We start from the raw sequence: 18,569 nt of genomic DNA, 5'->3' as shown, positions 1-18,569 counted from the left end.
CCCGAACTTCGACACGTCCCCCCGGGACCGCCATCGTCGAATGCAGGAACAGACCGGAGTGAGCCATGGTGCTGCGCGAGGCACTGAGCATCCCCATCCCTCTCGACCACGACGAATCGACCACCGCCGAACTCCCCGGCCTCGCCAGTCTGCTGCGTGACTGGCGAAGCCGGGCCGGCCTGCGGATGGGGCTCGCCAAACCGCTGCCCCAGATGGTCGTCGCCACCAGACTCGGCATGAGCGAGCGCTGGTACCGCGATCTGGAACGCGGCGGCACGGCCCGCTTCGACCCCAGACTGCTGGCGCTGCTCGCCGACGTGCTGCTGCTCGACGCGGACGAGCGCGCCACCCTCTACCTCTACGCCATGGGCGGCACCCCGTCCGCCGGCCCGGCCCGCCCGGAGGACCTGCACGCCCTCCAGGAGCTGGTCGACCGCCAGTCGCCGAGACCGGCCTTCATCGCCGACCGCGCCTGGACCGTCGTCGGCCACAACCGGGCCGCCGCCGAGTGGTTCCCCTGGATGCGCCACCCCGGGGCGAACTTCGCCCGCTGGGTGCTGACCGCCCCGGAGGCCCGCGAGCAGGTCGCCGACTGGACGTGGCAGGCCCGGATGACCCTCGCCATGATCCGTTTCGCGCTGGCCCGCTACCCGGGGGACGAGGCGGTGGTCGCCCTGCTCACCGACGTGCTGCGCGACCCGCTCTGCCGCCGGCTCTGGGCGGGGCGGGCCTGCGTGGTCGCCAACCGAGACGGGGACCGCTTCGGCCTGCGGCTGCCGCACCTGTCGCCCGAACCGATCGAGACGGTCGCCCAGGTCCTGACCCCCGGCGGCCGGCCGGACCTGAGCTTCGTCGTCCTGGGCCCGCCGCCCGGGGTCTGACGCCGGGCGGCGGGCCCCACCGGGTGCGGGCGCGGCGTCAGTGGAAGCGCGTCACGAACCGGCGCTGCCAGGGCGTCTCGACGGCGCGCCGGTCGTAGTGCTCCCGCACGTACGCCACCGCCTCACCGGCCGGCACCCCGTCCAGCACGGCCAGGCAGGCCAGCGCGGTGCCCGTCCGCCCGAGGCCGCCGGCGCAGGCCAGTTCGACCCGCTCGGAGGCCGACCGCTCCCAGACCTCCCGGAAGGCCCGCGCCGCCTCGGCCCGGTCGGCGGGCAGCCGGAAGTCGGGCCAGCGGAGCCACCGGTCGGCCCAGGGCACGGCCGGCGGTCGGTGCCCCAGCAGGTAGAGGCCGAAGGCGGGCTGCGGCCCGGCCGGCAGCGGCCGTCGCAGACCGCGCCCCCGGACCAGTCGGCCGGACGGCAGGCGCAGCACCCCGGCGGCGGTGGGGTCCCAGGTGACGGAGGCGGTCATGGGGCGAGCCTACGGCGCACCCGGCGGCGTGGTGCGTCCGACCGGTCAGGAGGCCGTGTACAGCGTGGTCGGGGTGTTCCCACTGGCGCAGGCGGCGCAGACGCACCGGCTGAGCGAGCGGGACAGGTCCGGGGAAGGTCGTCCTCACCGTCGGCCGACGCCCGGACCGAGGCCGGGTCCGGGTCCGGGTCCGCCCGATCCGACATCGCGGCCAACTCGGCGTAGTGCACGGCTGGCTGACACCTGGTCGATAGAGTCCGGTGCCATGGCTGATGCGATCGAATCCCCGGTGGTGCCGGGCGCCGGGCGGCTGGCGGGCAAGTCGTGTGTGGTGACGGGTGCGGCGAGCGGGATCGGCCGCGCGGTGGCCGAACGCTTCGCCCGGGAGGGCGCGTCGGTGGTCGCGACCGACCTCGACGCCGACGGCCTGGGGCGGCTGGCGGACGAGCTGCCGCACGCCGTCAGTACGGTGGTCGGCGATGTCTCCCGGGAGGACGACGCCCGCCGGATGATCGGCGCCGCCGTCGAGCGGCACGGCCGGATCGACGTCCTGGTGGCCAACGCGGGGGTACTCCCGTTGATGGAGATCACGGAGGCGGACGCCGAGGAGTGGGACCGGGTGATGGCCGTCGACGGCCGGGGGATGTTCCTCACCTGCAAGTACGCGATCGAGGCGATGACCGGGCCCGGCGGCGCCGGTGGCGCGATCGTCTGCCTCTCGTCGATCTCCGGCGAGGCCGGTCAGCGCGGCCAGGCCGTGTACGGGCCCGCCAAGTTCGTGGCGTCCGGCCTGACCAAGCACCTCGCCGTCGAGTGGGCCGACCGCGGCATCCGGGTCAACGCGGTGGCTCCCGGCACCATCACCACCGAGCGCGTCCGCCGGCTCCAGGACGAACCGGGCGGCTCCGAGTACCTGACGGCGATCGAGAAGATGCACCCGATGGGCCGGCTCGGGACGCCCGCGGAGGTGGCTGCGGCGGTGCTCTTCCTGGCCTCGGACGACGCGTCCTTCGTCACCGGGGCCGTTCTCCCGGTGGACGGTGGCTATCTGGCGCAGTAGGCCGTCGGACGCCCAGCTCCTCGACCAGGGCTGAAACACCGTCCGGTCCGCAGCCGGCGGTGAGGCTCGGCGGTGAGGAGGGCGCAGGCGGAGGAGCAGGACCTGTCCGCTCCCGGCGATCGCCGCCCCGGGCAGGCCTGCCCCGAGCTGCTCACCGGCCTCGCCGCCGAACGCGCCCGGATCACCGATGCCGTACGCGAACTCGACGCCGTACGGGGTCTGTTGGACGCCATCATGGTCCGCTGTGGCGCCCGGGTGAGCTGATCACCACGCCCCGGCCGGACGCCTCCTCAGCTCGGAAGGCTCCCCGGAGAAGCCCACCTCGCCCCGGTGCAGCACGTGGACGACGGCCGCGCCGGTGAGGCTGCGCGGCAGCGACTGCGCGGTCAGCACGACCGCCCGGCCCTCGGTGGCGGCCGTGGCGAGCAGGTGCGCGTGCAGCCGGGCGGTGACGGCGGGCGCCAGCCCCCGGTCCGGCTCGTCGAGCAGGAGCAGGCCCGGTCGCGCGGTCAACGCCCTGGCCACGGCCACCAGTTGCTGCTGACCGCCGGAGAGCGTCCCGGCCGGGCGGGGCAGCAGGGCGGTCAGCTCGGGGAAGAGCGCGAGAGCCTCCGCGGCCGGGGCCCCGCCGAGGCCGAGGTGCTCGGCCACGGTGAGCGAGGCGAACACCGCCCGCTCCGCCGGCACCAGCGTCAGCCCGAGCCGGACCCGTCGGTGGACACCGAGCCCGGTGACGTCCCGCCCCCGCCAGACCACCCGCCCGGCGGCGAGCCGCACCACCCCGGCGAGGGCGTGCAGCACGCTGGTCCGTCCGGAGCCGTTGCGGCCGAGCAGGACGGTGACGGCGCCGGCCGGGAACACGAGGTCCACCCCGTGCAGCGCCTCCAGCGGCCCGTACCGGACGCGGGCCTGCTCCAGCGCGGCTTCGACGGTCATGCGGCGGTCACCCCCGGCGCCGACCCGTGCGCCGGCCCCGGGCCGACCCCCGTCCCGCCCCAGGCCCGGGCCACCCGGGCGTCGGCGAGCACCACGGCCGCCGGTCCGCAGGCCACCACCCGGCCGCCGGCCATCGCGTACACGGTGTCGGCCAGCTCGCGGACCAGATCGGGGTCGTGCTCGACCAGCAGCAGCGCGATGCCCCGGTCGGCCAGGCCGCGCAGGACGGAGACCAGCCGGGCGGTCTGCGCGGTGTCCAGCCCGGCCGCCGGCTCGTCCAGCAGCAGCACCCGGGGGTCGCCCGCCAGCGCGCGGGCCAGCTCCACCAGGCGCAGCACCCCGGTCGGCTGGTCTCCGGCCGGGTCCGCCGCGAAGTCCTGGAGGCCGAACAGGGCGAGCGCGCGCGCCGTCGCGGCCTCGACGGCGCGCGCGTCCGGGCGGCGGCCGTGCCGCTGCTCGGCACCGATCCGGACGTTGTCCGCCACCGCGAGGGTCGGAAAGACGGCGATCTGCTGGAAGGTCCGGGCCAGACCGAGCCTGACCCGGGTGTGCTCGGGCAGCCGGGTGACGTCCCGGCCGCCGAGCAGCACCCGGCCGGCGTCCGGGCGGACCGTCCCGGCCAGGCAGTCGAACAGGGTGCTCTTGCCGGCGCCGTTCGGCCCGACCAGCGCGGTGATCCGCCCCGGCGGCGCGGCGAGGTCCACCCCGGCGACCGCCTCGATCCCGCCGTACCGGCGGACCACCCCGCGGGCCGTCAGCCGGGCCCGGTCGACGCCCGGCCGGCTCACGGCCGCGCCTCCTCGGCCGCCGCGGCGGCCCGCCGGGCGGCGATCAGGGCGCGGACCCGGCGCCCGGCCGGGGTGAGGCGCCCGGGTGGCAGTGCGGCGGCCGGGTCCGCCGGGCGGGGGCGGGCCGCCCGGGCCGCGACCCCGGCCAGGCCGCCCGGCAGGCGGCCGATCGTCGCCGCCAGCAGGCCGACCGCGACCGCCGACACCCCGGCCACCGTGCCCGCGTCCAGGCCGATCAGCAGCGCGGCGGCCAGCACCGCTCCGAGCGCGCTGTCCGCACCGGCCACCACCACCGCGGCGAACCAGAGCAGTCCGCGCACCGGATCGAACGAGGCCGGGTCGAAGGCCCGCCCGGCCAGACCCATCAGTGCGCCGCCGAGCCCGGCCAGCGCCGCCCCGGCCACGAAGGCGAACAGCTTCAGCCCGGGCACGTTCACGCCCGCCGCGACCGCGCCCGGCTCGTGGTCACGCATCGCCGTCAGGGCCCGGCCCGGCCGACCCCGGTGCAGCCCGCGCACCACCAGCAGGCCCAGTCCGAGCAGCAGCAGCTCGGCGAGGTAGAAGGCGCGGTCGCCGGCCAGGAAGGCGGGCCGGTCCAGGGTGAGCCCGGTGGTCGCGTACGGCTGCTGGAAGACGAAGCGGCTCATCGCCGTCCCGACCGCGAAGGTGACCAGCGCCAGCGCCAGCCCGCGCCGCCGGATCGCCGGCCAGCCGGTGAGCAGCCCCAGCGGGGCGGTCGCCAGCACCGCGAACAGCAGCGCGGGCACGGCGGGCAGCGCCGGGACGAAGGGGATCCGCCCGGACATCAGCAGCGCCGTGCCGAGCGCGCCCAGCCCCGCGTACCCGGCCTGGCCGAGCGAGATCTGCCCGCCGTAGCCGGTCACCAGCACGATCGAGAGCAGGACCAGGGCCAGCGCGGGCACCAGCAGGGCGCTGCGCAGATCGTTGTCGCGAAAGCCCAGCGGCAGCAGGAGCAGTACCAGGCAGACCGCCCCGGCCGTCCGGCCGCCGCCGGCCGGTCCGCGCGCGGTGAGCGGGGCGCGGTCGCCGGATCCGCCGGTGATCCGCGGCCCGGCCAGCAGCGCGGCGGCCAGCAGGGCCACCACGAACAGGTTGGCCTGCACCGCCTGGACCAGCGGCAGCAGCTGGCCGGACGGGCGCACCCTGGTCAGCTCGGCCTGCGCGATCCCGAGGCCGAGGCCGGTCGCCACCGCCACCGGGATGCTGCGCAACCGCGCCGCCACCGCGACCGCCATCGTCTCCATCACCAGCAGCGGCAGCCCGTACGGGTCGAGCAGCAGGTACGGCGCGAGGGCGACGCCGACCAGACCGGCGGTGAACGAGCCGAACGCCCAGCCCGCAGCCGAGACCCGGTCGGAGTCCACCCCGGCCAGCCGGGCCAGCCGGCGGTCGTCGACGACGGCCCGCAGCCGGAGCCCGAACCGGGTGAAGCGGGTGGTGGCGGCCACCGTCAGGGCGAGCACCAGGATGGCGGCGAGCTGCGCCACGGCGTCGGGGCGCAGGGTGTGCCCGCCTGGCAGCGCGATCGGGGTGGCGCCGAACGGGGACGGCGCGCCGCTCACCGGAGCGGTGCCCCAGACCAGCACGACCACCCCGATGAGCAGCACGAACACGCCGACACCGGCGACCATCGTCTCGGCCGTGCCGGCGCCGCGCCGTTGCAGGGGCCGGTACACCAGGGAGTCCAGCAGCACCCCGAGCGCGGGTGCGACCAGCAGCAGACAGCAGGCGAGGGCCGGCCAGACCGGCCAGTGCCGTACCACCACCAGGTCGCGCAGCAGATAGGCGACGAGCATCGCCTGGGCGCCCTGGGCGAGGTTGAGCACGCCGGTCGCGCGGTGGCAGACGACCAGGCCGATCCCGCTGAGGGCGGCCGCACTGCCGACGGTGAGACCGGCCAGGGCGAGGTCGACGGTGAGGCCGAGGGAGTCGAGGGCGGGGGAACCGGGCACGGGTGGCACCGCCTCAGCCGGCCGGGTGGGCGGGTCCGGCGGGTTCGGGCCCGCCCGGGCCGGCGACGGGTTCGCCGGGTTCGCCGGGTTCGCAGACCAGGCAGGGGGCGAGCCCCCGCGCCCGTACGGCGGCGGCGTCCACCGGCTGCGCACCGGGCTTGCCGCTCACCAGCGGGCAGCCGGGCCGGTGGTAGAGCGTGCCGTCGGCGAGGGCGAGCGGTCGGGTACCCGTCGGCGGTCCGGTACCCGTCGGTGTGGTGGACCTCTCGGGGTCGGCGGGCCCGTCCGGCCCGTCCGGTTCGCCGGGCTGGTCGGGCTGGTCGGGTTCATCGGGTTCGACCAGCAGGGTGTAGAGCCGCTCGACCCGTCGGTCCGTCAGGTCGCCGTGGGCGGGTGGGGGCGGCCCGGCCGGGGGCCGGCCGGATGAGCGCAGGGCGACCAGCACGATGCCCGCCACGATCAGCGCCGCACCCGGAACGGTCGCGGAGGCCAGGTAGGGGATCTGCTGTTCGACGAAGGCCTCGCCGGAGACCCCGTACCAGCCCAGGACGCACAAGGCCGCCCCGGCGGCGGCGAGCGTCCAGCCGGGCCACTCGCGGGCGCCCCGGGCCGTGCGCACCGCGCGGGCGGCCGAGCGCAGCAGCCCCGAGCCGGGCCGCTCAGCCGTCCCCTTCAGTATGGTACGAGGCCTTTCGCCCCCAGATTGCGATTCGTCCATGAATCCGCCTTGATGGTGTCACGTGCGACATTTCCAGGATCGGCCTGGAACAGCATCCGGAGATCGGCCCGCCGGCCAGCGCGGTGCACCCGAGCGGTCGGTGCCGCACCCGGGCGGTGGGAGCCGCGTTCGTCGAGAGGAACACCATGCGCGTAAGGCAGAGCGGCACCCGTCGGGGCGGTGGCCCGGTCCTGCGGTCGGTGGGCGCGCTGCTCGCGCTGCTGCTGGTGGGCGCGGTGGCCGGGTGCAGCAGCAGCACCTCCGGCTCCACGGCCTCGGGGTCGGCCTCGGTGTCGGCATCCCTCTCGGGGACGGCCTCGGCGACCGCGAGCAGCAGTACGAGCGGGAGCGCGAGTGGGAGCGCGAGCGCCGGCGCCACCGCGCCCGCCGATCCGGCGACCGCGACGAACCAGGTCACCGCCAACTGGGAGAAGTTCTTCGACCCCTCCACCCCCATCCCCGAGAAGGCCTCGTTGCTCCAGAACGGTGACGTACTGCTCCCGGTGCTGGAGGGCTTCTCGCAGGACCCGCGGGTCGGCCAGGTCAAGGCCAGGGTCACGAACGTGGCGTTCACCTCGCCGACCGAGGCCACCGTCACCTACGAACTCTCGCTCCAGGGCGCCGTGGTCGAGCCGAGCGCCACCGGGCAGGCCGTCCTCGACAACGGCACCTGGAAGGTCTCCCGCTCCTCGCTCTGCGGCCTGCTCACCCAGGCCGGCGGCGCGAGCGGCACCCCGATCCCCGGATGCAGCTGACGGCCCCGCCGTCCCGCCGGGCCGCCGACGCACCCCCACGTCGGCGGCCCACCCGCCGTGTCCGCCACCGGACCCCGGGTCGCCGCGGGGCCGCCGCCCTCACCGCCCTGCTGCTCGCCACCGCCACCGCCTGCGGCACCCGGCTGCCGGTGAGCGCCTTCACGCACCGCCCCACGCCGGCGGGCGCGAGCACCGGCGTCGGGGCCAACCCCGCCTCCGACACCGGTGTCACGGCGTCGGAGATCCGGATCGGTATCGTCACCTCGCTCACCAGTCCGGTCGGCAGCGAGGTGTTCAGCGGTCCGCGCTACGGGGCGCAGGCCTTCGTCCAGGCCCTCAACGACCGGGGTGGGCTGCACGGGCGCACCGTCAAGCTGGTCACCTGCGACGACGGCGGCAGCGGCATCGGCAACCAGGACTGCGTGCACCGGCTGATCGACCAGCAGCACGTCTTCGCCTTCGTCTCCGGCAGCGTGCTCGACTACGCCGGCGCGTCGTACGTGAGCGGGAAGGGCGTGCCGGACATCGGCGGCCAGCCGATCGGCACCGCCTACGACCGGTGGCCGCACCTCTACGGCATCTACGGCAGCAGTGCGCCGCGCGACGGGCAGGCCGTCGGCTGGAACGGGACGCTCTACCAGACCCCCGAGGCGTTCCGGTTCTTCACCGAGCGGCTGGGCACCACCAGCGCGGCCGTGGTCGCCTACAACCAGGCCGACTCGGCGCGCTACGCCGCCCAGTTGAAGAGCGGGCTGGAGGCGGAGGGCTACCGCGTGCTGATGCAGACGGTCGACTTCGCGCTCCCGAACTTCCAGGCGGTGGCCGCCGCCGTCCGCGCCGACGGCTCGCAGCTGCTCCTCGACGCCATGGACACCCGGGGCAACGCGGCGCTCTGCCGGGCGCTGGACGAGGCGGGGGTGCGGGTCACGGCGAAGGCGACCAACGTCCAGAACTGGTCGCAGGCCGTCGGCACCGACTACCAGGCCTCGCCCGACTGCCGCAGCGCGCTCTGGGCGACCTCCGCCAGCCTCAACTACGAGGACGTGCAGTACCCGGCGGTCCGGGACTTCCGCACCGCGATGGCCCGTTACCACCCCGACCGCGAGCCACTGCTCTCGGCCTGGGAGCTGGAGGGCTGGGCGGGCGCCCAGTGGCTCACCGACGCGATGGACTCCTGCGGCGCCGAACTCACCCGGGCCTGCGTCGAACGGTTCATGAACCGCGCCGAGCCGTACGACGCGCACGGGCTGATCCTGCCCGCCTCCTTCGTCCCGCAGCCCCCGCCGACCGGACCGACCCGGGCCTGCCTGAACGCCGCCCGCTGGCAGGACACCGCCTACGGGGGCCGGGGCGGCTGGGTCACCCAGGTGGCCTCGATGGAGACCACCTGTTTCGAGGTGCCGCAACTGCCCTACCGGCCGTGACGCGTGCCAGGCCACCGCGAGTGGGGCGGCCTCAGCGGAGGCGCTCCACCGCGACGATCGCCGCGTCGTCGTCCAGCCGTCCGCCCGCATGCGCCAGCAGGTCGTGACGCACGTGCTCCACCAGGGCGGTCGGCGGGCCGGCGGGCCAGGCCGCGAGGCGCTCGGCGAGCGGGTAGAACCGCCGCCGGGCGTCGCGGGCCTCGATCACACCGTCGGTGTAGATCAGCAGGAGGTCGCCGGGCAGGAAGGGGAACTCGTCCACCCGGTAGGAGCCCGGGGCGAGTTCGCCGAGCCCGAGCGGCGGGGCGGGAAGGCGGGCGTTCAGCGCGGTGACGCCGCCGTCCCGCAGCAGCAGCGGGGGTGGGTGGCCGCAGTCGATCAGGCGGATCACCGAGCCGTCGTCGGGGATGTCCAGGATGGCGGCGGTGATGAACGACTCGCCGCTGTCGTCCGCGGCCTCTCCGGCGCCGTCGCCCGCGCCCGCGCCCGCCCGGCCGTCCCGTCCAGGCCCGCCGTCCCGCTGCTCGCTGCGGTGCTGCTCACCGAGCTGGGTGAGGCCCCAGCGGACGCTGCCGTCCAGATAGTCGGCGAGGTCGGGGAGGTCGGCGTGCAGGTGCGCGGCCGCGCGGAAGGCGCCGAGCAGCAGGGCGGCTTCGCCGAGTGAGGCGATGCCCTTGCCGCGGACGTCGCCGACCAGCAGCCGGGTGCCGCCGGCGGTGCGGGCCGCCGCGTAGAGGTCGCCGCCGACCTGCGCCTCGGCCTCGGCGGCGAGGTAGACGGAGGCGAGGCGCAGCTGCCCGATCCGGTCCGGCAGCGGGCGCAGCAGGACGCGCTGGGCCGCCTCGGAGACCGAGCGGATCTGGGCCAGCTCCCGTTCGTGGCGGTCGCGCAGCACCCGCAGGCCGACGATCAGCACCGACACGACGACCTGCGCGCCGAGCTGCGTCTCGTGGTTGGGGGTGGTGAGGCCGTCGCGTGTGATGCCGATGACGGTGAGGGCGGCGAGCGCGAGCAGGGCGACCAGGGCGGTGCTCCGCGCGCCCGCGAAGGAGGCCGTGATCGCGGGCGCGACGATCAGCAGCGGCCCGAGGTGGATCGCCGGCGGCGCCAGGATGTCGACCACGGTGATGACGACGATCAGCGCGAGCGGGAGCGCCGTCAGGGCGTGGCGGCCGGGCCGCCACGACGGGCGGTGGTCACGGGGACGCGGCCGAAGGGGCACCTCTCCTCTGTACACCGTCCGGGTGGTGCCCCGCACCCCGGCGCGCGAGGGTCGGCCCGCGACCGGCGCGACCGGGCTCCGGGCGGCTCAGTCCTCGGAGCCGTAGCGCGCGAGGTAGCCGGCGAAGCGGGCGACGTCATCGTCGGACCAGTCGGTGAAGCGGGCGGTGAAGGCGATCCGGCGCTGCTCGCCGGCCATGCGCAGCAGGGTCAGGCCGGCCTCGGTGGCGCGCAGGATCTGGCCGCGCTGGTCGTCCGGATCGGTTTCGCGGCGCAGCAGGTCGAGCTTCTCCAGCGCGGTGACCTGGCGGCTGACGGTGGACTTGTCGAGCATGAAGTACGAGGCGACGTCGGCGGCTCGGCAGCCACCGCGCTCGTTGATCAGGTCGAGGATGCTGTAGGTGACCAGGGAGAGGTCCGGGTGCAGCTGGGAGGCCTTGTGCCGGGCGCGCCGGGCGAAGGCGGTCAGCTCGCGCTGGATGATGTCGATCGATGTCTCGCGGCCGGGCACGGCGGTCCTACCTCCTCGGTAATTTGTTGCACTATACAACGATTTTGCGGTCCGTGGCGTCCGGCCGCCCGCTGCCCCGCTCGGGTGAGCCGGCCCCGTGTCGGTCGCGGCGGGCCGCGAGTGACCGGGGGGCGGGCTCAGCCGGCCCGAGGTCCGTCGGCCGGGACTCCGCCGTTCGGAGCCTTCGGAGCCCCGTCGCCCCGGGCCCCGTCCTTCTGAGCCCCGGTGCCCGGTGCCCCGCCGTCCCGGGTGCCGATGGCGGCCGCGGCCTGCCAGGCGCGGGCGGCCGCGATCCGGCGGGTCGCACTCGGATGAGTGGCGAACAGTAGCTCAAGCACCCGGGGCGGGTCGACATCGGACACGTTGGCCAGTGCCAGTCTGCGCTGCATGGCGATGAACTGCTCGGGATCCGAGGTCAGTTCGAGGGCGTGCCGGTCCGACCGTGCCTCGACCCGGCGGCTCACCGCGCACTGAACCGGCCCCGACAGGGCGCCCAGCAGGGCCGCGCAGGCCGCCAGCAGCGGCAGCGCGCGCGGATCCGCCGCGTCCGTCGCCCCCGCCGCCGACAACAGCGGACCCCAGCCGGTCAGCAGACCGAGCAGGCAGACCACCACGGCCGCCCCCGCCGCGCCCAGCAGCGTGCCGGTCAGCACGTCCCGGTGCTTCACGTGCCCCAGCTCGTGCGCCACCACCAGCTCCACCTCGCGCGGCTCGGCGGTGGACAGCAGCGTGTCGTAGACGACGATCCGCCGGGTCGCGCCCAGGCCGGACACATACGCGTTGAGGGCCGTCGTCCGCCGCGAGGCGTCCGCCACCAGGACGTCCCGCACCTGGACGCCGTCCTGGTCGGCGAGCGCGAGCAGGGCCGTGCGCAGCGGCCCGGGCGGCATCGGGTCGAAGCGGTTGAAGACCGGCTCCACCAGCAGCGGATAGAGGAAGGAGAGCGCCGCCGTGAGCAGCGCCGCCGCGCCGGCAGCCGGGAGCCACCAGCGGTCCGGCGACCGCTCGGTGAGCGCGAACAGCCCGCACACCATCGGCAGCGTCAGGGCCAGGCCCAGGGCCAGCCCGCGCGCGACGTCCACGGCCCAGCCGCCCCAGCCCTGGGTCACCAGCCCGTACCGGGCCCGCACCGTCCGGCCACCGGCGGCGAAGGGCAGCTGCGCCGCCCGGCCGAGGAGGACCAGGACGGCCGCCCCCGCCAGCACCTCGGCCGTCCGCGAGCCGCCGAACAGGTCACCGGCGGCCGTCACCAGAGCGGCCCCGGCCGGTGTCAGCCCGAGCAGCAGTGCCAGTGCCAGACCGGCCAGCCGCCCGCCCAGGGCCCACGGCAGCTGGGCGCGGCGCAGTGCGCGGCCCCGGGCGCGCTGGTCGGGAGTGAAGTCGGGTGCGGGGGAGCCGGCCCCCGGGGCCGGGATCGCTGAGCCCGGAGTCGGGCTGGCCGGGTCTGTCATCTGTCGGCTGTCATCCGTTGTCTGTGGGTGTCGGTCGCCGTCCGCCGTCCGGTAGCGTCCGCCGGTCGCCCGGCGGGCGTCGCCGGCCCGCGGCTGCCGGGATCAGCATGTCACTCCTCCGTCGCCCCGGTGGCGCTCTGGGTGCCCTCGCGGAGCAGTTGGTGGCCCAGGTCGATCAGGGCCCTCCCCACGGCGAACGCGTCGCCCACCACCGGGGCCGGCTCGTCCCGCGGGTTGCGGCGGGCGCGGGCGTCGCTGTGCAGCACCGTGCCGTCGGCGTCGAGCACGGCGTGCACCCGGGTGGTCTCGTGGTCCTCGACGACGTGCAGGCTCAACTGCCAGTCCTTGGTGCGGACGGCCGGCGCCGCGCCGCTCGTCCCCTCGTCGGTGATCGCCGCCGTCCGCTCGGCGGTGCCGAGCGGTGACACGGTGCTGCCGTCCGCGCGGACGATCACCACCGGGCAGCTGCCGTGCACCGCGCAACGGGCGCTCACCGACCCCAGCAGCGCCCGGGAGAACGTGCCGCGGCCCCGGCTGCCGAGGACCAGCAGGTCCGCGCCCTCGGCCAGCTCCAGCAGCACCTCGGCCGCGTGCCCGAGGACCAGGCTCTCCTCGATCTCCACCGGACGGTCCCGGCCGACCACCTCGTCCACCTCGGCGGTCAGGGTGCGGCGGGCCGCCCGCTCGAACCCGTCGTCCAGCATCGGCACGACCCACCCGTAGACCGACGGGTACTCCCAGGCCGCCACCGCGTGCACCACGGCCCCGGTGAGCACCGCCTGGCCGACCGCCCAGCGCAGCGCCGCCTTCGAGGGGGCCGAGCCGTCGATCCCGACCACGATCCGCTGCCGACGGCCGCCGTTCTCCGCGCCGTCCATCACCCGTCCACCTCTCCGCCTTGGTTCGGGAGCGTTCACCCCCTCCACGCTGCGCGTCCGGACGGCCGCCGCGCCAGGGACGCGACGGCCCGGCGGGGCGGCCGAATGGGACGCACCGTCCCGGTGGCCGAGCCGGGCCGGGAACCGGGTCGACGCCGCCGGGCCCGCGGCTGTGATCCGTCGGAGCCGCCCGGCCCGGCGGGTTCGGGCGGTGGTCGTGCGGTCGTGAGCCGTGGCGCGGTCTCCGGCGGCGCCGCCTGGGGAGGGGGAATCCGGTATGGCGGTCGAACCGTCCGGGGTGCGGGAGGGCCTGCGCGTTGAGGGCCTGGTGTCGGCGCAGGAGAAGGCGATCGCCCTGTTCGCCGAGGTCGAGGCGCGCGCCCTGGTGGCGCCCGGGGTGTCGGCGTGCGGTGCTGGCGGGCGGTGACGGTGGGCGGGGCCGGCCCGGCTGCGTGTGGACGCGGGGCGAAGGCGGTGCGGGGGAGTGGCGTAGGCTGACCGCTCTCGAAACCACCCCGGGGGGACTTCACATGCGCCGAGTCGCGGCCGCCGTCGCACTGCTGCTCGGGCTGATATCCGTGGCCGCCTGCGGGCCCGACGACCCGGCTCCGGGCCGGGGGGCGCCGGCGGGCGACGCGGCGAAGTCCCCGTCCGCCGCCCCGACGGGGAACACGGCGTCGGCCACGCCGTCCGGTGGCGCCCCGGCGCCCCGCCCCGACGGGGTCATCACGGTGGCGTTCGCCGGCGACGTCCACTTCGAGGGCCGCACGGAGGCCCGGCTCGCGGTGAAGCCGCCCGAGCAGGCACTCGGCCCGATCTCCGCGACCCTCTCCGAGGCGGACCTCGCCGTCCTCAACCTGGAGACCGCGATAACCGACCGCGGCGCTCCCGAGGCGAAGACCTACACCTTCCGCACCTCGCCCAAGGCGCTCAGCGCGCTCAAGGACTCCGGCGTCGACGTCGTCTCGATGGCCAACAACCACGCCGTGGACTTCGGCGCGGACGGGCTCGCCGACACGCTCGCCGCCAAGGAGTCCTCGCCGATCCCGGTCGTCGGCTTCGGCCGCGACGCCAGGGAGGCGTACGCCCCGTACGTCACCACCGTGCGCGGGGTGAAGGTCGCGGTGGTCGCGGCCAGCCAGGTCGAGGACCTCACCAACCAGAAGTGGCGGGCCGCTTCCAACAAGCCGGGCATCGCCTCGGCGCTGGACGCCGCCGCCCTGGTCAAGGCGGTGCAGGAGGCGAAGAAGCAGGCGCCCGTCGTCCTCGTCTACCTGCACTGGGGCGACGAGGGCAAGGCCTGCCCGACCGGCGCCCAGACCGCGATCGCCAAGAAGCTCGCCACCGCCGGGGCCACCGCGGTGGTCGGCACCCACGCCCACACCATGCTCGGCTCGGGCATGCTCGGCTCCACCTACATCGGCTACGGCTTCGGCAACTTCCTCTGGTACGGCACCTCCAACTACGCCTTCTCCGACGAGACCGGTGTGACGACGCTGACCCTGACCGCGGAGGGCAAGGTCACCGGGGAGACGTTCACGCCCGCCACCGTCGACGGCCAGGGCGTGCCCGTCCCGAGGACCGGGCCCGCCGCCGAGGCCGCGCTCAAGCGCCGGGACGCCCTCCGGGGCTGTACCGGCCTGGCCCCCGTGCCCGGCGCCGCACGCTGAGGTCGTCGGGATCCCGGGTGGTGAGCGCCTCGGCCACCGGGCGACCACCGTCGGCCGCCCGGGCGAGCCGCTCCCGGATCTCCCGGGGGGTGCGGGGCCGCCACCCCGGTCCGTAGCAGCACCGCGAGTGGAACGTCACCCCGGCGGCGAGCAGGGCCGTCAGTGCCCGCCACCCCGCCGTGTCCCGCCGCGGCGGCACCGCCAGGTCCTGGCCCGCGTCGACCAGGGCGCCACCGCACCGCGCGCACACGTCCCGCCCCGGCGCGCCGTGCCGCTTCACCGATGACCGGCACGGCAGGCAGACGAAGTGCCGTCGCGAGGTCCGGCTCCGGGTACACATGCCGCCCACGGTAGGGGGCCGTCCCCCGCTCGGCACCGGGATTTCCGCTCGGGCCGCTGCCGGGGGCGGCCCGGAGCTCCGGTGACGACGGCGTGAGAGGGTCGTGGCTGAGGTCGTGGTGGTCGCGGGTGCGGAGGAGAGTCGGCCGATGACGGAGTGGAAGACGTACGGCCGGCGGCGGCTCTACGAGTCGCCCTGGGTGGAGCTCTGGCTCGACGACGTGGAGATCCCCGGGACCGGGCGGGTCGACCACCATGTGGTGCGGATGCCGAAGGCGTGCACGACGGCGGTGGTCACCGATGACGCGGGGCGGTTCCTGCTGCTGTACCGGCACCGGTTCATCACCGGGCAGTGGGGGTGGGAGGTGCCGGCCGGGTGGGCGGAGCCGGGCGAGGAGCCGGCGGCGGCCGCCGCCCGGGAGGTGGAGGAGGAGACCGGGTGGCGGCCCGGCCGGGTGGAGCCGCTGGTCGGGTTCAACGCGATGTCCGGCATCTCGACGATGCGGTTCCACGCGTTCCACATGACCGGCTGCACCCGGATTGGCGAACCGGCAGACCGGAGCGAGGCGAGCCGGGTCGAGTGGGTGGCGGAGGAGGACGTGGTGGAGCTGCTGGCCGCCGGGGAGGTGCCCGAGGGGGCGTCGCTGGCGGCGCTCTCGTTCTTCCTGGGGCCGTACCGCTCGGCGCGGCGGCGGCGGTAGCGGGTCGGGGTTCGGCCGGCTGAGGGGCGGCGCCGGTCGATCCCCGCCGCGGGTGACGGCGGCCGGTTCACCCCTTGTGGTCGGCCTCGCCGTGTTTCCAGTAGCCCTTCGCGTGGACGCGGTCGCGCGGGAGGTTCCGGTCGGTGAGGAGGTGGCGGCGGACGGTGGCCACGGCGGTCGCCTCGCCGGCGATCCAGGCGGCCGAGCCGGCCGGGACGTCGGTGGCGAAGGGGGCGTCGGTGGCGAGGAGGGCGTCGGCGAGGAGCCGGCCCTTGGGGTGGGAGCCGCCGCGGGGGAGCCAGGTGGTGGTGAGCTCGGCGCGGGTGGCGAGGGGGAGGGTGTCGGTGCTTTCGGCGACCTCGAACCAGGCGAAGACACTTACGGTGGCGGGCAGTTGGTCAAGTAGGGTGAGGGCGGCGGGGAGGGCGCTCTCGTCGGCGGCAAGGAGCAGCCGGGTGGCGCCGTCGAAGTCCGGCCGGCGGCCGCGCGGCCCGGCGATGCGGGCCCGGTCGCCGGGGTGGGCGACGGACGCCCAGCGGGCGGCGGGGCCGTTGCCGTGCAGGACGACGTCGATGTCCACCTCGCGGTCGGCGGGCCGGTGGTGGCGGATGGTGTAGGCCCGGGACGGGCCCTCGGGGATGGCCAACTTGACCCACTGGGTGGGGTGTTCGATCCCCAGCTCGGCCAGCGTCGGGCCGGCGAGGGTGATCCGGGTGAGGGTGGAGGTCAACGGGGTGGTCGCGATGACCTCGACGTCGTGGGTCGGACGGGGGCGTCGGAACATGAGGACTCCTGAGCGGCCCGGAGGCGGACACGGGCCGGATGAAGGGCGCGGCGAAGGTGCGGCGCGGCACGGTGAAGAGCTGGGGCGGCGCGGCGCCGGGATCAGCGTGCGAGGTGGCCGAGGTGCTGGTCGAGCAGTGTGTCGACGAAGGCCCGGTCGAGCGGGCGGCGCAGTACCAGGGCGCGGTGGTAGAGCGGGGCGAGCAGGGCGTCCAGCAGCACCGCGGCCTCGTCCTCGGAGGTGCCGAGGCAGGCCCGGATGTGCGCGACATCGCGGGCACGGAGTGGGTCGAGGAAGTCGGTGTGCAGCAACTCCGCCGTACGCGCGTCGAGTTGGGCATGGCCGAGGAGGGCCTGCAGGACGCGGCCGGCCGGTTCCTCGCCGAGGAACGTGGCGAAGCGGTGCAGGTAGGCGCGCAGATCGGCCGGAGCGGCCGGGGAGTCGGGCCAGGCGAGGCCGGGGCCGGAGTCCAGGGCCAGGTTGTCGAAGAGGATGTCGACCTTGGACTTCCACCAGCGGTAGATCGTCTGCTTGGCGACGCCCGCAGCAGCGGCGATGCCCTCGATGGTGAGGCCCTCGAATCCGTGCTCCACCAGGAGGTCGTCGGCGGCGTTCAGCACGGCCAGGCGCGCGGCCTCGCTGCGGCGGCCGCTGTTCGCGCTGCTGCTGCCGGTGGCGGGGCGGGGCTGGGCGGCGATGGCGCTGCGGTCCTCACGGGCGGGCCGACGGCGGAGCCGGCCGGGGTGCTTGGTCGGGCTCATCCTCTCATGCCTCCTCCGCCAGGGCGGCCGAAGGCCGCGGGCGACGACCGGTCAGACCGGCCGCGACACCGACGGCCAGGACGGCGACCAGCACGCTGAAGACGACGCCCGCCGTGCGCAGGTCGGTAGCCCGGATGAGGACGCCGACGCCGACCACCGGTACCGAGAGCATCGCGTACAGGACGGCGAAGAACGTCGAGACCGCCGCGCCGCGCTGCCGCGGTTCGACGCCCCCGTTGACGGCGCCGAGCCCGGTGCCGACCGCGGTGCCGGTGGCGAGGCCGTTGACACAGGCGCCGAGGAGCAGGGGCGCCGGCGACTCGGCGAGCAGCGCCGTGGCGATCAGGGCGGCCGCCAGTACCAGGCCGGCGCAGGCCGCGGGCAGCGCGCGAGGCCCGGGCAGGACGCGGGCGAGCAACTGGCCGACGGCGGTTGCGGCGAAGGCGAGGCCGGCGACCAGGCCGGTGAGCGCGTGGTGGTGGAGGTCGAGGACGGTGGCGAGGAAGAGCCCGCTGACCGAGGTGAGGACACCGAGGACTGCGAAGCCGGATCCGGCGGCCAGGGCGGCGCGCAGGAACGCGGGCCGGATGCCGGCCGGCACGTGCAGCGGCTGGAAGCCCGGACGGAGCCCGGTGGTGGTGGGGGAAACGCTCTCGGGGACGGCGAACAGGCCGAGCAGGGCGGCGGCGGTGAGGGCGAGCATCACCGTCCAGGGCAGGCGCAGCGGGGAGCCGGCCCACTCGGCGAGGGCACCGGAGAGCAGGGTGCCGCCGGCCAGTCCGCCCATGTTGGCGGCGAGGGCGAGGGTCTGGGCGCGCAGCCGGCGCTCCGGCGGGGCGAGGTCGAGCAGGGCCGCCGTGGCGGCGCCGGTGATCAGGGCGGCGGCGAGGCCGGAGACCACTCGCGCGACCAGCAGCCAGGGCAGGGTGGAGGCGGCTTCGAAGAGTCCGGCGGCGGCTGCGGCGAGCAGGAGGGCAGCGGCCATGACGGGGCGGCGGCCGATCCGGTCGGAGAGGCGGCCGAGGGTGAGCAGGCCGGCGACGACGCCGACGGCGTAGACGGCGAAGGTCACCGTAACCGTCAACGGCGAGAAGCCGAAGGCCTGTTGGTAGAGCGGGTAGAGCGGGGTCGGGACGGTGGTGCCGGCCATGGTGACCCAGAGGGCGAGCGCGACGGCGGCTCTGGCGATCGGCGTCGCGGGGGTCGGTGAGGGGAGGGCGGGGGGTATGGAAGGCACGGCGGTGCT

General features: G+C 75.9%; 20 protein-coding genes. 8 read left to right on the top strand and 12 right to left on the bottom strand.

What is annotated here, in order from left to right:
- The first annotated feature begins 65 nt into the window (after window positions 1-65).
- Window positions 66-881: a helix-turn-helix transcriptional regulator gene (locus AB0J08_RS12435; protein ID WP_360631256.1), complete on the top strand. Its 816-nt coding sequence runs from the start codon at window positions 66-68 to the stop codon at window positions 879-881.
- A gap of 37 nt (window positions 882-918) precedes the next feature.
- On the opposite strand, the gene AB0J08_RS12430 is transcribed toward AB0J08_RS12435, so the two are convergent.
- Window positions 919-1,353 (bottom strand): protein-tyrosine phosphatase family protein, encoded by a 435-nt coding sequence (locus tag AB0J08_RS12430; protein ID WP_360631253.1) that lies wholly within the window; start codon window positions 1,351-1,353, stop codon window positions 919-921.
- A gap of 265 nt (window positions 1,354-1,618) precedes the next feature.
- Between AB0J08_RS12430 and AB0J08_RS12425 the strand changes: the two genes are divergently transcribed.
- Window positions 1,619-2,413 carry an SDR family NAD(P)-dependent oxidoreductase gene (locus AB0J08_RS12425; RefSeq protein ID WP_360631250.1) on the top strand — a complete coding sequence of 265 codons (795 nt, stop codon included), beginning with the start codon at window positions 1,619-1,621 and terminating at the stop codon, window positions 2,411-2,413.
- A gap of 72 nt (window positions 2,414-2,485) precedes the next feature.
- Window positions 2,486-2,677: a hypothetical protein gene (locus tag AB0J08_RS12420; protein WP_360631247.1), complete on the top strand. Its 192-nt coding sequence runs from the start codon at window positions 2,486-2,488 to the stop codon at window positions 2,675-2,677.
- On the opposite strand, the gene AB0J08_RS12415 is transcribed toward AB0J08_RS12420, so the two are convergent.
- Genes AB0J08_RS12415 through AB0J08_RS12400 form a run of 4 tightly spaced genes read right to left on the bottom strand, consistent with a single transcriptional unit; the run spans window position 2,678 to window position 6,729 of the window.
- Window positions 2,678-3,349 (bottom strand): ATP-binding cassette domain-containing protein, encoded by a 672-nt coding sequence (locus tag AB0J08_RS12415; protein ID WP_360631244.1) that lies wholly within the window; start codon window positions 3,347-3,349, stop codon window positions 2,678-2,680.
- The gene (locus AB0J08_RS12410; protein ID WP_360631241.1) at window positions 3,346-4,137 is read right to left on the bottom strand and encodes an ABC transporter ATP-binding protein; all 792 of its coding nucleotides are present in this window, start codon (window positions 4,135-4,137) and stop codon (window positions 3,346-3,348) included. Before AB0J08_RS12410 ends, AB0J08_RS12415 begins: the two co-directional genes overlap by 4 nt.
- Window positions 4,134-6,110, bottom strand: coding sequence for an ABC transporter permease (locus AB0J08_RS12405; RefSeq protein WP_360631238.1), 1,977 nt, complete (start codon window positions 6,108-6,110; stop codon window positions 4,134-4,136). The genes AB0J08_RS12410 and AB0J08_RS12405 overlap by 4 nt, the downstream gene beginning before the upstream one ends.
- Before the next feature lie 13 nt (window positions 6,111-6,123).
- A complete protein-coding gene (locus AB0J08_RS12400; RefSeq protein ID WP_360631235.1) occupies window positions 6,124-6,729 on the bottom strand; it encodes a hypothetical protein in 606 nt (201 codons plus the stop codon).
- A 245-nt stretch (window positions 6,730-6,974) separates the two neighbouring features.
- On the opposite strand from AB0J08_RS12400, the gene AB0J08_RS12395 reads away from it, so the two are divergent.
- Together AB0J08_RS12395 and AB0J08_RS12390 are read left to right on the top strand one after the other, a co-directional pair.
- Window positions 6,975-7,583 carry a hypothetical protein gene (locus AB0J08_RS12395; protein ID WP_360631232.1) on the top strand — a complete coding sequence of 203 codons (609 nt, stop codon included), beginning with the start codon at window positions 6,975-6,977 and terminating at the stop codon, window positions 7,581-7,583.
- Window positions 7,574-9,007 (top strand): ABC transporter substrate-binding protein, encoded by a 1,434-nt coding sequence (locus tag AB0J08_RS12390; protein WP_360631229.1) that lies wholly within the window; start codon window positions 7,574-7,576, stop codon window positions 9,005-9,007. The genes AB0J08_RS12395 and AB0J08_RS12390 overlap by 10 nt, the downstream gene beginning before the upstream one ends.
- A gap of 31 nt (window positions 9,008-9,038) precedes the next feature.
- On the opposite strand, the gene AB0J08_RS12385 is transcribed toward AB0J08_RS12390, so the two are convergent.
- The 4 genes from AB0J08_RS12385 to AB0J08_RS12370 form a co-directional block, all read right to left on the bottom strand.
- Window positions 9,039-10,229, bottom strand: coding sequence for a PP2C family protein-serine/threonine phosphatase (locus AB0J08_RS12385; protein ID WP_360631226.1), 1,191 nt, complete (start codon window positions 10,227-10,229; stop codon window positions 9,039-9,041).
- An 87-nt stretch (window positions 10,230-10,316) separates the two neighbouring features.
- Window positions 10,317-10,739 carry a MarR family transcriptional regulator gene (locus AB0J08_RS12380; RefSeq protein ID WP_360631223.1) on the bottom strand — a complete coding sequence of 141 codons (423 nt, stop codon included), beginning with the start codon at window positions 10,737-10,739 and terminating at the stop codon, window positions 10,317-10,319.
- Between the two features lie 137 nt (window positions 10,740-10,876).
- Window positions 10,877-12,190 carry a M48 family metalloprotease gene (locus tag AB0J08_RS12375; protein ID WP_360631220.1) on the bottom strand — a complete coding sequence of 438 codons (1,314 nt, stop codon included), beginning with the start codon at window positions 12,188-12,190 and terminating at the stop codon, window positions 10,877-10,879.
- Window positions 12,191-12,300: 110 nt separating this feature from the next.
- Complete coding sequence (locus AB0J08_RS12370; protein WP_360631216.1) at window positions 12,301-13,068, bottom strand: universal stress protein; 768 nt, start codon at window positions 13,066-13,068, stop codon at window positions 12,301-12,303.
- A 277-nt stretch (window positions 13,069-13,345) separates the two neighbouring features.
- Between AB0J08_RS12370 and AB0J08_RS12365 the strand changes: the two genes are divergently transcribed.
- The 3 genes from AB0J08_RS12365 to AB0J08_RS12355 all read left to right on the top strand — a co-directional run bounded on the left by AB0J08_RS12365 (window position 13,346) and on the right by AB0J08_RS12355 (window position 15,778).
- Complete coding sequence (locus AB0J08_RS12365) at window positions 13,346-13,495, top strand: hypothetical protein (protein ID WP_360631213.1); 150 nt, start codon at window positions 13,346-13,348, stop codon at window positions 13,493-13,495.
- A 103-nt stretch (window positions 13,496-13,598) separates the two neighbouring features.
- Window positions 13,599-14,738 (top strand): CapA family protein, encoded by a 1,140-nt coding sequence (locus AB0J08_RS12360; RefSeq protein WP_360631210.1) that lies wholly within the window; start codon window positions 13,599-13,601, stop codon window positions 14,736-14,738.
- 488 nt (window positions 14,739-15,226) lie between these two features.
- The gene (locus AB0J08_RS12355) at window positions 15,227-15,778 is read left to right on the top strand and encodes an NUDIX domain-containing protein (protein WP_360631207.1); all 552 of its coding nucleotides are present in this window, start codon (window positions 15,227-15,229) and stop codon (window positions 15,776-15,778) included.
- Between the two features lie 67 nt (window positions 15,779-15,845).
- On the opposite strand, the gene AB0J08_RS12350 is transcribed toward AB0J08_RS12355, so the two are convergent.
- The 3 genes from AB0J08_RS12350 to AB0J08_RS12340 form a co-directional block, all read right to left on the bottom strand.
- Entirely contained in the window at window positions 15,846-16,562 is a 717-nt protein-coding gene (locus AB0J08_RS12350; RefSeq protein ID WP_360631204.1) for a siderophore-interacting protein, read from the bottom strand.
- A 101-nt stretch (window positions 16,563-16,663) separates the two neighbouring features.
- A complete protein-coding gene (locus AB0J08_RS12345; protein WP_360631201.1) occupies window positions 16,664-17,323 on the bottom strand; it encodes a TetR/AcrR family transcriptional regulator in 660 nt (219 codons plus the stop codon).
- Window positions 17,324-17,327: 4 nt separating this feature from the next.
- Window positions 17,328-18,560, bottom strand: coding sequence for an MFS transporter (locus tag AB0J08_RS12340; protein ID WP_360631198.1), 1,233 nt, complete (start codon window positions 18,558-18,560; stop codon window positions 17,328-17,330).
- Window positions 18,561-18,569: the final 9 nt, after the last annotated feature.

The sequence above is a fragment of the Kitasatospora sp. NPDC050463 genome (assembly GCF_040655255.1).
GTDB lineage: Bacteria > Actinomycetota > Actinomycetes > Streptomycetales > Streptomycetaceae > Kitasatospora.
The sequence above is the reverse complement of the archived record's forward strand: the minus strand, read 5'-3'. Positions and strand labels throughout refer to the sequence as shown.